Annotated in this window: 11 protein-coding genes; 4 read left to right on the top strand and 7 right to left on the bottom strand. The window is 72.4% G+C overall.

Features of this window, described 5'->3' with window-relative positions:
- The 3 genes from VPH46_RS15755 to bdcA all read right to left on the bottom strand — a co-directional run.
- On the bottom strand, nucleotides 1-2,199 hold a 2,199-nt coding region (locus tag VPH46_RS15755; protein WP_416612730.1), incomplete at its 3' end, for a TonB-dependent receptor domain-containing protein.
- Nucleotides 2,200-2,272: 73 nt separating this feature from the next.
- Nucleotides 2,273-3,265 (bottom strand): MBL fold metallo-hydrolase, encoded by a 993-nt coding sequence (locus VPH46_RS15750; RefSeq protein ID WP_416612728.1) that lies wholly within the window; start codon nucleotides 3,263-3,265, stop codon nucleotides 2,273-2,275.
- Between the two features lie 147 nt (nucleotides 3,266-3,412).
- On the bottom strand, nucleotides 3,413-4,126 hold the full coding sequence (gene bdcA, locus VPH46_RS15745) for an SDR family oxidoreductase (protein ID WP_416612726.1): 714 nt from the start codon (nucleotides 4,124-4,126) through the stop codon (nucleotides 3,413-3,415).
- Between the two features lie 76 nt (nucleotides 4,127-4,202).
- On the opposite strand from bdcA, the gene VPH46_RS15740 reads away from it, so the two are divergent.
- Complete coding sequence (locus VPH46_RS15740; protein WP_416612724.1) at nucleotides 4,203-4,787, top strand: TetR/AcrR family transcriptional regulator; 585 nt, start codon at nucleotides 4,203-4,205, stop codon at nucleotides 4,785-4,787.
- Nucleotides 4,788-4,837: 50 nt separating this feature from the next.
- Here VPH46_RS15740 and VPH46_RS15735 read toward each other — a convergent pair whose 3' ends face one another.
- Both VPH46_RS15735 and VPH46_RS15730 read right to left on the bottom strand, forming a co-directional pair.
- Nucleotides 4,838-5,443, bottom strand: coding sequence for a class I SAM-dependent methyltransferase (locus VPH46_RS15735; protein WP_416612722.1), 606 nt, complete (start codon nucleotides 5,441-5,443; stop codon nucleotides 4,838-4,840).
- A 45-nt stretch (nucleotides 5,444-5,488) separates the two neighbouring features.
- Nucleotides 5,489-6,580 carry an anhydro-N-acetylmuramic acid kinase gene (locus VPH46_RS15730; protein ID WP_416612720.1) on the bottom strand — a complete coding sequence of 364 codons (1,092 nt, stop codon included), beginning with the start codon at nucleotides 6,578-6,580 and terminating at the stop codon, nucleotides 5,489-5,491.
- Between the two features lie 123 nt (nucleotides 6,581-6,703).
- On the opposite strand from VPH46_RS15730, the gene VPH46_RS15725 reads away from it, so the two are divergent.
- The 3 genes from VPH46_RS15725 to VPH46_RS15715 all read left to right on the top strand — a co-directional run bounded on the left by VPH46_RS15725 (nucleotide 6,704) and on the right by VPH46_RS15715 (nucleotide 11,608).
- Nucleotides 6,704-8,335, top strand: coding sequence for an FAD-dependent monooxygenase (locus tag VPH46_RS15725; RefSeq protein WP_416612718.1), 1,632 nt, complete (start codon nucleotides 6,704-6,706; stop codon nucleotides 8,333-8,335).
- A gap of 484 nt (nucleotides 8,336-8,819) precedes the next feature.
- Complete coding sequence (hrpB, locus tag VPH46_RS15720) at nucleotides 8,820-11,285, top strand: ATP-dependent helicase HrpB (RefSeq protein WP_416612715.1); 2,466 nt, start codon at nucleotides 8,820-8,822, stop codon at nucleotides 11,283-11,285.
- Nucleotides 11,286-11,326: 41 nt separating this feature from the next.
- Complete coding sequence (locus VPH46_RS15715; RefSeq protein ID WP_132884012.1) at nucleotides 11,327-11,608, top strand: NADH dehydrogenase ubiquinone Fe-S protein 4; 282 nt, start codon at nucleotides 11,327-11,329, stop codon at nucleotides 11,606-11,608.
- 19 nt (nucleotides 11,609-11,627) lie between these two features.
- Here VPH46_RS15715 and VPH46_RS15710 read toward each other — a convergent pair whose 3' ends face one another.
- Complete coding sequence (locus tag VPH46_RS15710; RefSeq protein WP_416612713.1) at nucleotides 11,628-12,164, bottom strand: NUDIX hydrolase; 537 nt, start codon at nucleotides 12,162-12,164, stop codon at nucleotides 11,628-11,630.
- On the bottom strand, nucleotides 12,161-12,832 hold the full coding sequence (locus VPH46_RS15705) for a TPM domain-containing protein (RefSeq protein WP_416612711.1): 672 nt from the start codon (nucleotides 12,830-12,832) through the stop codon (nucleotides 12,161-12,163). The genes VPH46_RS15710 and VPH46_RS15705 overlap by 4 nt, the downstream gene beginning before the upstream one ends.
- Nucleotides 12,833-12,913 lie beyond the last annotated feature (81 nt).

Raw genomic sequence — 12,913 nt, 5'->3', positions numbered from 1 at the left:
GCCCGGGCCACGCTCGCCCCGCGCTTCGCGCGGCGGCGCGGTGCCGGCCGCTTCCGCCGCCTCGCGTTCCGCCCGCCGGGCCGCGCGCGCCGCCTCTTCCTGTCGCTGCCGTTCGGTGACGATCGGCTTGGAGAAGTTGAAGCCCCAGCGCAGCTGGCTGCGCTTGGAACGGGCGAAGTTCACCGGCCGCGTGTCGACGCGCAGCAGCGTGCCGTCCTCGGCGCGCAGGAACCGGTCGGGGAACGCATCCTCGATCTCCGCGGTCGCCGCCGGGAAGCTCGAGATCGGGTTCTTGATCCGGCTCGACACATAGTCGGCGGTCAGCGTCAGGTCGGTGTCGCGGATCGGGCGCAGGTTCAGCCCCGCCTTGAACACGCGGCGGCTGTCCCCCTCCAGGTTCGGGTTGCCGCCCTCCACCTGCGTCACGTCCACCGTCTCGCCGCGGACATAGTCGAAGATGCGCACGTTGGGCGTCACCAGCACCGGATTGCCCAGCTGCTGCGGCGTCGGCGCGCCTTCCTCGTGCGTCACCGACACCAGCAGCCGCACCGGCTCGGCCGGCTGCCAGTTGAGGCCATAGCCCAGCGTCGTCTGCGTACCGAAGTCGGACAGCTGCTCCACCTCGGCGTTGCCGTTCAGGGACAGGTTGCCCAGGAACGCCAGCACGTCCCGCGAACGGCTTGCGATCGGCAGGTCCAGGTTGCCGCGCGCGGTGCCCGTGTCGCGGCCGATGTCGGCGGACTGGGCGATGCCCGCCCGCAGCGAATCGCTCTTGAGGTCGGTGGTGTTGCCCAGCACGCGAATGCTCGCCGACGCCGGACCGGCCGGCATCTCGAACAGCGTGCCGGACGCCAGCGCATCGATCGCCGCGACCTGGTTGATCGACTTCGCGCGGTCGACCACGCGGGCATAGAGGTCCAGGGGCCCGAACGGGCTCGCGTCCGGATCGCCCGCGGTGATCGCTTCCTGGAGACCGACGGTGTCGAGCCCGCGCTCGGTGAAGGTGCGCGACTCGTCGCGCTGGTAGCTGGTGTTGAGCGACCAGCGCCACCGGCCGATGTCGCCGTTGAACGCCGCGGTGGCATTGCCCGTCCAGCTCCGGTTGGTGCGCTCCAGCGGATCGACGTCGGCATAGCGATAGAGGGTGGTGGCGTTCGCAAAGGGCGAGAAGGGGCCCTCCGCCGGAAGCAGCAGCTCCACGCCGGGCAGGCCGGACAGCGCATGGCTCTCACTGCGCTCCAGCCGCACCGTCCCGGTCGCGGCCACATTGCCGAAGATGCTGGTGCTGTAGACCGCGTTGGCCGCCACCCGGTTGCTCGACGGCTGGAGCGTGCGGAAGGGCGTCGTGTCGGTCACGTTGAGGACACCTGCGGTGCCCGCGTAATCGGCCAGCCCCGGGTTGGCGATGCCGGCCGGCACGCCCGCCTGCGTCACGGTGGTTCCGGCCAGGGCGCTCAGCGCCGGGTCGATCTCGCCGCCGCGCACGCCGGTGATATTGCCGGTCAGGTCGAACGGCCGCCGTGCGCTGGTGCTCGGCGTGATGTCGCGCTCGCTCTCCAGCAGGTTCGAGACGCCCTCCGCCTCCAGGTTGACGTTCAGCCGCCCGGCGTCGTTGATCCGGGTAAGCCCGGCCTCCGCCTGGAACTGGTTGCTGCCGCCCTCGGTCGGGATGCGGTCGGTCAGCTCGCCCGTGATGCTGCGGAAGCGCGGCCGCAGCACGAAGTTCACCACCCGCTGGTCGGCGCGGAAGCCGAACTTCAGCGCCGCTTCCTCCGGCAGGATGTCGACGCGCAGGATTGCCTCGGTCGGCAGGTCGCGGATTTCCTGGAAGCCGGCCGTCCGCCTGCCGTTCACCAGCACCACCGGCGCGCCGTTGCCGTCGCGCCCACGGCCGCTGCCGGTCTGCGGCGCCAGCTCTTCGAGCAGCTCGGCGACCGAACTCACGCCATAGGAGCGGATGTCCGCGGGCGACAGCTGGATCTCGGGCGGGATGTCGCCCGGCACCGTTCCCGGCGGGGTGCGCCCGGTCACCACGATCTCCGCGCCTTCCGTCTCTTCCTCCACCGCCTCGGGCGGGCCGGAGTCGCCCGGCTCCCCCTGCGGCGGCGTCTGGGCCGGCACCGGGTCCGTTTGCGCGGCCGCGAGCGCAGGACTGGCCACACCCAGCAGCAACCATGCTGCCGTCGACAAAGGACGCATTCGAATCTCCCACCCGCGCAACGCCCGCGCGTTCACTCCGGCGATGGCCTAGCGAGCAAATGTCGCAGAAGTTTCACGCCATCGCAGGTGCGAAGGAATATGTGTCGCCGGGTGTCGCTGCGATGAATCGCTGCGGCGCGATCCCGCGTGCCGCCAATGCCGCCGCCAACCGCGCCACCGGCTCCTCGCGCGCCTCGTCGGTCAGCTGGAACGTGCCCCAGTGGATGCCCAGCGCATGAGCCGCCCCCAGCACCTCGAACATCGCCACCGCCTCGTCCGGATCGGCATGCTGCGGCGCCATGAACCAGCGCGGCGCATAGGCGCCGATCGGCAGCAGCGCGACGTCGGGCGCACCGTGCTTCGCGGCAATGTCGCGAAAGATGCCGCCGCCGCACCAGCCGCTGTCCCCGGCGAAATAGACCCGGCCCACCGGCGTCTCGATCCAATGCCCCGCCCACAGCGCCATCCGCCGGTCGCCGGTGCCCCGCGCCGACCAGTGGTTGGCCGGCACCAGCGTGGTCGCGGCACCGCCGGGCAGCGCGATGCGGTCGCCCCAGTCACCAGTCGCCGTCCGCGCCCCGGGAACACCCTTCTTCACGATCGCATCATTGCCCAGCGGCATCACCATCAGCGGCGCGTCGCGCGCGTGCAGCCGCTTCAGCGTCGCCATGTCGAGATGGTCGTAATGGTTGTGCGACAGCAGCACCGCGTCGATCCGTGGCAGCGCGTCGAACGCGATTCCCGGCGCCGTCACCCGCTTCGGCCCCGCAAAGGTGAAGGGGCTCGCCCGCTCCGACCAGACCGGATCGGTGAGCAGGTTCACGCCCGCCGCCTGAATCAGCAGCGTCGCATGGCCGACCGCGGTGATCGACAGCCCCGCCACCCTCGGCTCCGGCACCGCCTGTGTGACCGGCACCGCCTTGGGCCAGGTGGCCGGGCGCGGCCCGAACTTCCACCGCAGCATGTCGGGCAGCCCGCGATCCGTCGCAGGCTGCCCGGGATTGAAGAAGCGCACGCCGTCGAAATGGTCGCTCGGCGGCCCCTGGTAATAGCGGTTGCGCGCCACGATCAGTCCTGCCGCCCTGCGGCGGCAGCCGCCTGCCCGCCGTGCTCCGCGCCGCCAACCTCGCTCATGCCCGTCCCCCTGTCGCAATCTGCGGCGGGAGAACGCGCGGGCGCGCTTTTGGTGGCGGCGCGGCCGCGCGCGTCCCGCTCAGGCGCCGAACGCGCCGTCGATCGTGTGCATCGCGCCCGTCACGAACCCGGCTTCCGGTCCTGCCAGCCAGGCCACCATGCCCGCCACTTCCTCCGGTCGCCCGTGGCGCTTGATCGCGAGGAAGCTGTGCATCAGGTCGCGCATCGGGCCGTCCTCGGGATTGGCGTCGGTGTCGATCGGTCCCGGCTGCACCACGTTGATGGTGATGCCGCGCGGCCCGAAGTCGCGGGCAAGGCCACGCGCCAGCCCCTGCAGCGCCGACTTGCTGAGCGCATAGGACGCCATGCCCGCCACCGGCATCCGATCGCCGTTGACCGATCCGATCACGATGATCCGCCCGCCTTCCGGCATCTGCCGCGCCGCCTCGACCGAGGCGTGATAGGGCGCATGGACGTTGATGCGGAACAGCCGGTCGATCGCGTCCGGGTCCTGCTCCAGCGCGTCGCCGAACACGGCGATGCCCGCATTCACCACCAGCACGTCGAGGGGCCCGCTCTCCCGCACCCGCGCGATCACCGCATCCCGGTCGGCGCTGTCCGTCACCACCGCGGTGCTGCCCGTCTCCGCCGCCAGCGCCTGCGCCGCCTCGGCCGAACCGGCATAGGTAAAGGTCACCGTCGCGCCGTCCGCGGCAAAGCGCCGCACGATCGCCGCCCCGATGCCCCGGCTCCCGCCCAGCACGAGAACGGATTTTCCTTGAAACGCGGTCATCTGGCACTCCCTGGCAAATTACTGTAGGGATCGCTACATAAACAGCGACTTCGCACCGTCAAGGCATTCTGTAATCGTGACTACAAATAAACCGCGCGGGCGTCCGCGCAGCTTCGATCCGGAACAGGCAGTGGCCGTCGCCCAGACGCTGTTCCACACGCGCGGCTATGACGCGGTCAGCGTCGCCGACGTGACGGAGGCGCTCGGCATCAAGCCGCCCAGCTTCTATGCGGCGTTCGGCAGCAAGTTCGGGCTCTATGCGCGCGTGCTCGATCGCTACGCCGGCACCGGCGCGATCCCGCTCGACGCGATCCTCCTCCCCGACCGCCCGGTCGCCGAGGCGCTGGCCGCGCTGCTCGAAGAGGCCGCGCGCCGTTATGCGGCGGCGCCGTGCACCACCGGCTGCCTGGTTCTGGAGGGCACGCGCTGCAACGACGCGGAAGCGCGGGAAGCCGCCTCCGCCTTCCTGGTCGCGGCCGAAGCCGTGATCCGCCGCTACATCGCCGATCGCCATCCCGAGGACGCCGATCGCCTGACCGACTTCGTCTGCACCACCATGGCCGGCCTCTCGGCAGCCGCGCGCCATGGCCACGACCTCGATCGCCTCCTCGCCACCGCCCGCCTCGCCGGGCACGCCATCACCCAGGCGCTCGCCGACTGAGGGGAGGTCCATCAAAGCGGACCGCGAGGAAAGCGGTTCGTGTTGGCCGGTTAGCGGACCTTCCGCAGTGCGAGCCATGTCCACTTCACACCAGCGGCCTGGTTGCCGGCCTGCAAGGATGCAGCCTCAGCAACGCGCACGATGTCGAAGCCGTTCTCTCTTGCGCCGGCGACGATACGCTCGACATCAACAGGGAAAACCCGCCGGCTCGGTGCGCCTGCACCGTGGCGCAGGGAAAGGATCAGGAGACCCCCGTCCGCCGTCATGCCGGCAAGGTGGCGGATACCGACCGCGCGATCATCCTCGTCGAGATGCTGCCAAACCGCGCACGCAGTCACGAGGTCGAAGGCGGGCTCTCGCCTTGCAGCGACTAGATCCGGCAACCGATCGTCGAGCCAGGCGATCCTTCGGTCCCCGTGGAGAGCCATGCCCGCCGCGCGGAGTTCCTCGACAGGCTCCACGGCCAACACGTGATGGCCTTGGGACGCGAACCACGCCGCATCTCGCCCTGTGCCGGCGCCGATATCCGCGATCCGTGCCGGCGAGACCGGTAACAGGTCCGCTACGGGAGCGAGGAGGTCACGCGTCGAGATGGCCTCGAACCGCGCGATGAGTTCGGCGCTTGCTTCGGCATAGCCTGTGAGAACATCGGTCATGCGAAATGGCTACGGCGACGAGCGCTTTCTGTCACGGTCCGCGCCCTAACCCCGGTACGTCACCCCGCCCGTCATCGCCTCGGGCGCGCCGGTCGTGCCGGGGAAGGAGATCGCCAGCCCCCGCACCGATCGCGCCGCCAGGTACGCGAACGCCTCCGCCTCGATGAAGTCGCCGCGCATGCCCAGCGTGTCCGACGAATCCACCCGCCCCAGCGCCTCCGCCAGCATCGCCATCATCACCGGATTGTGCCGCCCGCCGCCGCACACGATCCAGTGCCAGTCCGCCGCCGCCTCGCCCAGCTGCGCCCGGCACGCCACCACAGCCGCGACCGTGAACGCCGTCAGCGTCGCCGCCGCATCCGCGTCCGACAGCCCCGCCACCGCATCGAGCGGGAAGTCGTAGCGGTCGAGCGACTTGGCGCCGGTGCGGGTGAAGTACGGGCTCGCCATCAGCCGCTCGACCACGCCGCAGTCGACCGTCCCGGCCGCCGCCAGCCGCCCGCCCTCGTCATAGCGGCCGATCCCACGCGCCTGCACCAGCTGGTCGATCAGGCCGTTGCCCGGCCCCACGTCGAACGCCGCCACACTCCCGTCGCGCGCGATCGCCGTCACGTTCGCGACCCCGCCGATGTTGAGGAACGCGACCGGCCGCGCGCACCCGGCCCAGTCCGCCAGCGCCGCGTGATAGATCGGCGCCAGCGGTGCGCCCTGCCCGCCCGCCGCCAGGTCCGCCTGGCGCAGGTCGGCGACCACCGGCACGCCCAGCGCCACCGCCAGCGCATCGGGATCGCCCAGCTGGATCGACAGCTTGCGCTCGGGCCGGTGCAGCACCGTCTGCCCGTGAAAGCCGACCAGCTCGATCGTCCCCGCGTCCGGCTGCGCCAGCAGCTCGCGCGCGGCGCGGACATGGACGTCGTGGATCACCCGCTCGGCCTCGGCAAAGCTCGCCGGGCGCGGGCCGTGGCCGTCGCTCGCGATCGCATCCTCGGTCGCCTGCACCAGCACCCGGCGCTCCTCGGCCCCGAACGGCAGCATCAGCGCGGGGCCGAAGCCGGTGACGCCCTCGCCGTCCGTCTCCAGGATCGCGGCATCGACGCCGTCCAGCGAAGTGCCGCTCATATATCCCAGCACGCGCATTGCCGCTCTCCACTCAAATCGCCGCTCGCCGCGCCGCCCGACCCGCGATAGCTTGGGGCCACGGCGCTGTTGCCCCGATCCAAAGCACAGCGCGCAAAGCGATGCCAGCGTGGAGACAGGACCATGTCGGACGGCGATCGGTGCGAAGTGCTGGTGGTGGGCGCAGGGCCGACGGGCCTGATGGCAGCGCTGCTGCTACGACGACAGGGGATCGACGTCCGCATCGTCGATCGCGCCGCCCAGCCGACCCGCGAATCCCGCGCCTTCGCCGTCTCCGCGCGAACGCTGGAGCTGTTCGCCAGCCTCGGCCTCGCCGACACGCTGCTCCAGCGCGGCGTGATCGACAGCGGCATCGGCTTCCACGTCTCGGGCGAGTGGGTCGGTGGGCTGGATTTCGACCACGCCAGTTCGCCCGACACGCCCTACCGCTTCATCCTGATGCTGCCCCAGGCGGAGACGGAGGCGGTGCTGCTCGACGCGCTGGACGACGCCTGGCTCACCGTGGAACGGGAGGTGGAGGTGACCGGCCTCGCCGTCGATCCGGACGGCGTCCGTGTGGAGGCGCAGGAGGCATCCGGCACCGTCACCACCCTTCACGCCCGCTACGTGATCGGCGCGGACGGCGCGCACAGCATCGTCCGCCACGCGCTCGACCTGCGGTTCGAAGGTGCGCCCTATCCGCAGAACTTCCTGCTCGGCGACGTCGCGGTCGACTGGCCGCTCGACCACGACCGCTTCCGCGTCTTCGTCCATGCCGATCGCATCGGCCTCTATTTCCCGCTCGACGGCACCGGCCTGTCGCGGGTGATGGCGACCGACCTGCACGCCCGCCCCGACGAGCACGCCACGCCGGAACTCACCCTCGCCGAGCTCCAGTCGGCCTTTGCGGAGGCGGCCTGCCTTCCCGTCACCCTCTCCCGCCCCGAATGGCTGACGCGCTTCCGCAGCCACCACCGCGTGGTCGATCGCTACCGCGTCGGCCCAGTGTTCGTCGCGGGCGACGCCGCCCACATCCATTCGCCCGCCGGCGGCCAGGGCATGAACACCGGGCTGCAGGACGCCGCCAACCTCGCGTGGAAGCTCGTCTCCGTGCTGCGCGGCGGCGCGTCGGAGGCGCTGCTCGACAGCTATGGCAGCGAGCGCCTGCCCGTCGCGCAGGAGGTGCTGCGCTTCACCGACCGCATCTTCAACGCCGCCGCCGGCCAGGTCGGCTGGCGCGCCTGGCTGCGCGACGCGCTCGCGCCGATGCTGGTGGGCCCGGCCTCCGCGCTCGACGTCGTCCAGGACCGCGCCTTCCGCCGTTTCGCCCAGATCGACATCGCCTATCCGCCCAACCCCGCGGTCGCGGAGCTGCCCCGCGGCCCCGCGCCGCGCCCGGGCGAGCGCGCGCCCAATGCCCAGCTCACCCGCCACCGCGACCTGTTCGATCTGCTCGCGGGCTATCGCTTCCACGTCCTCGCCCTCTCCCGCCGCCGCCTCTCGGCCGTCGAGGCCGGCACCCTCGCCGACGCGCTCGCGCGCCTTTCCGGCGATCGCGTGGCGACCCACCTGCTCGCCCGCATGACGGCCGGCGCGCACGGCGCCGTCGAGCGCCTGGAGCGCGCCGACCTGTTCGACCGCTACGGCCTCGCCGACGAGCACGCCCAGGCCCTGCTCCTGGTCCGCCCCGACGGCGTCCTCGCCTGGCGCGCCGAAACCCTCGACCTTCCCGCCTGCACCACCTTCCTCCGCAGGCTAGGCGCCCTTCCCCGCTGAGGCGCCGGCGCACACCCCTCCTTCTACGTACCCCGGCGAAGGCCGGGGCCCAGTCGGGAAACGCCCGCGGCTCCAGCGAACCACCCCCACCTGGACCCCGGCCTCCGCCGGGGTACGGCGCCATCGAACCGCACCCGCCTCGTGCTCCTGCGAAAGCAGGAGCCCAGGGTCCCACGCGCCACGCACGTTGCTCTGCTCGGCCCTGCATCCCCACCTGCGCGGGGATACGTCAGGATGCGCAGCCGCCCCCCCCTTCTGCGTACCCCGGCGGAGGCCGGGGCCCAGTTGGGCAACACCCGCGGCTCCAGCGAACCGCCCCCACCTGGACCCCGGCCTGCGCCGGGGTACGGCGCTCTCGATCGGACCCGCCGCCCCCGCCGCTGTCCTACCCCGCCGAACCATGGCATGGAGCCGGCACGCTGCCCCTCCGGGCAGCCGGTGCGACCCCGCATCTTGGACTAACTTTCGACTAACTTTCCGCGCGATGACCCTGCCGATCCATGCCGTCCTGCCCGCCCTGCTCGGCCACCTGGCCGAGCGCAGCAGCGCCGTGCTCGTCGCCCCGCCCGGCGCCGGCAAGACCACCGCCGTCGCCCCCGCACTCCTCGACCAGCCCTGGTGCACCGGCGAGGTGCTGCTCCTCTCGCCCCGCCGCATCGCCGCCCGGGCCGCGGCCGAGCGCATGGCAGCACTCGCCGGCGAACCTGTCGGCCGCACCTTTGGCTACGCCACCCGCATGGACAGCCGCCGCTCGGCCGACACCCGCGTGACGGTGGTGACCGAGGGCATCTTCGTCGCCCGCATCCAGGCCGATCCCGAACTCGCCGGCATCTCGGCGGTGCTGTTCGACGAGGTCCACGAACGCAGCCTCGACAGCGACTTCGGCCTCGCCCTCGCGCTCGACGCCCAGGCGGGCCTCCGCCCGGACCTGCGGATCGTCGCCATGTCGGCGACCCTAGACGGCGCCCGCTTCGCCCGCCTGCTCGACGACGCGCCGGTGGTGGAGAGCGAAGGCCGCAGCCACCCGCTGGAACTCCGCCACCTCGGCCGCGCCGCCGAACAGCGGATCGAGGACGGCATGGCCCGCGCCATCCGCACCGCGCTCGCGGACACGGACGGCGGCGTGCTCGCCTTCCTGCCCGGCGTCGGCGAGATCGAGCGCACTGCCGAGCGGCTGGAGGGCCTCGGCCCCGACATCGTCCTCCACCGCCTGCACGGCAGCCTGGAGCCCGGCCAGCAGCGCGCCGCCATCGCCCCCGACCCGGAAGGCCGCCGCAAGCTCGTGCTCGCGACCGCCATCGCCGAGACGTCGCTGACCCTCGACGGCATCAGCACCGTGGTCGACTCCGGCCTCGCCCGCCGCCCGCGCTACGATCGCGCCGCCGGCATGACCCGGCTGGTGACCGAGCGCGCCAGCCAGGCCGCCGTCACCCAGCGCGCCGGCCGCGCCGCACGCCAGCGGCCGGGCGTCGCCTATCGCCTCTGGGAAGCAGCCGCCACCGCCGGCCTGCCGCGCTTCGACCCGCCCGAGATCCTGGAGGCGGACCTCTCCGCGCTCGTGCTCGACTGCGCGCGCTGGGGCGTCACCGATCCCACCACGTTGCGCTGGCTCGACCCCCCATCGCCCGCCGCCGTCGCCGAGGCCAAGGCGCGCCTAGCCACGCTAGAGGCGATCGACGCCGACGGTCGACCCACCCCGCACGGCGCGAGCATCGCCTCCCTCCCGCTCCCCCCGCGCCTCGGCCACATGCTGGTGCGCGCCGGCGAGCGCGGCCTCGCCCAGGTCGCCGCCGAAGTCGCGGTGCTGCTCGGAGAGCGCGGGTTGGGCGGCCAGGACGCCGACCTCGAACTGCGCCACCGCCGCTGGCGCAGCGAGCGCGGCCAGCGTGCCGAAGCCGGCCGCCGCATGGCGCAACGCTGGGCAAGGCTCGTCCCCGCAGCCCCGCCCGCGGAACGTGACCCGCAAGCCCTCGCCACCTGCGTCGCGCTCGCCTTCCCCGACCGCGTCGCTCGCCGTCGCGACGCGACCGGCGAGCATTGGGCGAGCGTCGGCGGCCGCGGCTTTCGCCTCGACCCGACTTCGCCGCTCGCCAGTGCCGAATGGCTCGCGGTCGCGGAGACCCAGGGCGCCGCCTCGGGCGCGCGCATCCTCTCGGCTGCCGCGCTCGACCTCGCCACGATCGAGTCGCTGTTCGGCGACCGCATCGCCGTGCGCCGCGATGTCGCCTTCGATCCCGCCACCGGCGCGATCAGCGCCGTCCGCGCCCGCGCGCTCGGCGCCCTGCGGCTGAGTTCCGGCCCGGACAGCGCCGCCTCCGCCGCCGAGATCGAGGCGGCGTTGCTGGAGGGCGTGCGCGCCCACGGCCTCGCCCTCCTGCCCTGGGGTGACGACGCCGCCGCCCTGCGCGCCCGCGCGCGGTTCGCGGCGGAGATGGGCGGCATCGACGATCCCTTGTCGGACGCGGTGCTGCTCGACCGCCTCGACGAATGGCTGCCGCCGCTCCTTTCGGGCAAGCGCCGCCTCGACGCGATCGCCCCCTCCGCCCTCATCCAAGCCCTGGAGTCGCTCGCCGGCTGGGATGCGATGCAGGCCGTCCGCCGCCTAGCCCCCGCCCGCTTCGAAAGCCCCGCCGGCTCCACCCATGCGATCGACTATGGTGCCGAGGGCGGTCCTCGCGTCGAGCTGCGCCCGCAGGCGCTGTTCGGCCTCGCCCGCCACCCGACCGTTGCCGGCGGCGCAGTGCCGCTGGTCTTGAGCCTCACCTCGCCCGCCGGCCGCCCGATCCAGACGACCCGCGACCTGCCCGGCTTCTGGGCCGGCAGCTGGGCGGCGGTGGCAAAGGAGATGCGCGGCCGCTACCCCCGCCATCCCTGGCCCGACGATCCCGCCTCTGCCTCCGCGACGCTGCGCACCAAAAATGCGGATGCGCGGGCGCGCGAGGGGCGTTAGAGCGTTTGACAACGAACCCCATTTCCCGCGTGGAGAAGCTTGTGCCGTCCGCCCGTATCTATCAGCGCCCCAAGAATTCCACCCAGTCCGGCCGCGCCCGCACCGACATGTGGGTCCTGGAGTTCGAGTCCACCGAGCCCAAGCAGCCGGATCCGCTGACCGGCTGGGCCGGCTCGGGCGACACCCGCGACCAGGTCCGCCTCACCTTCCCGACCGTGGAAGCGGCCCAGGCCTATGCCGAGAAGCAGGGCCTGACCTACCACGTCGTCCCGGCGCCCGAGCGCAAGCTCAAGCTTCAGGCCTACGCCGACAACTTCCGCTAAGCCTGGGCCGGGGCGGCGCTTACCGCCCCGCCAGGATCCCGGCGCCCAGCAGCAGCAGCAGTTTCACGTCCATCGCGAAGCCCTCGGCGCGCTTGGCGGCGATGAAGGACTCGACCTCGGCGAGCGGCACCCGGTGGACGGTGATGTCCTCGCCGTCGACGCCGCCGCCCTCACCGGTCTTCACCAGCTCGGTCGCGCGCATCAGCGTGAAGCCTTCGGAGACCATGCCCGGCGAGGAATGGAACATGCCGACCGGCTCGATCCTGCCGGGGCGGTAGCCCGTCTCCTCCTCCAGTTCGCGCGCGGCGGCGATATCGGCACCCTCGCCCGCGACGTCGTCGCCGATCAGCCCGGCCGGCAGCTCCAGGCAGCGCTTGCCCAGCGGCATGCGGAACTGGTCGACCAGCAGCACGCAGCCCTTGTCGTCCACCGCCAGGATCACGGCCGCCTCGATGCCGCGGGCGCGGCCCACATATTCCCACGTCCCTTGCTTCTTGGCGACGATGTACTTGCCCTCCCACATCGTCTCGACGGGGAGGTTCGCGTCCTTGGTCATAGTTCGATCAATCGGTCCGGTAGTTCGTTGATGTCGTCGGCGCTGCGCGGGAAGTGCTCGGCGAGCACCACGCCCACCTGCTCGACCGCGCGCGCCATGCCTTCGCCGACGCGCCCCTCGCGCACGGAGGCGACCAGCGCCGCCATCGCCTCGCCCCACACCTCGGGCGCGACCTTGTCGTGGATGGCCTCGTCGGCGATCAGCTCGGCACGGTGCTCGGCCAGCGACAGGTAGAGCAGCACGCCGGTGCGGGCACGCGTGCGCTTCTCCGCCGCGGTGCGGAACAGCCCCACCGCGCGCCTGCGCACCCGCCGCGTCTTGGTGGCACCGGGCGTCATCGCAATCCGCAGCTTCGGGATGGCGAGCAGCAGCCGAACGACAAGGAACGCCAGCGTCTGGAGCAGCAGCGCGATCAGCAGCAGCACGCTCGGGTGCACCACCTGCGTCCACGGGTCGAACACCCGCTCATACAGGGCCCCCGCCATGCCGGGCCACACCGACAGCAGCGCCAGCACCAGCAGCATGGCGAGTACCGCCCAGTGCAGCGCCACGTCGTGGTAGGAGTCGGATCGGCCCGCGACCACCGTCACGATCTCGCCGTCCGTGCCGCGCTCGGCCGCGGCCACGGCGGCCGTGACCGCCGCATGATCCTGTTTGCTCAGATGCATCACCAGCTCCCCGAAGCGCCGCCGCCGCCTTGGCCCGCGCCTGCGCGTCGGCGTCCGGCAGCGACAGCTGCGTCGCCAGCG

This window comes from Sphingomonas sp. MJ1 (PH-R8) (genome assembly GCF_048058635.1).
GTDB lineage: Bacteria > Pseudomonadota > Alphaproteobacteria > Sphingomonadales > Sphingomonadaceae > Sphingomonas.
The sequence above is the reverse complement of the archived record's forward strand: the minus strand, read 5'-3'. Positions and strand labels throughout refer to the sequence as shown.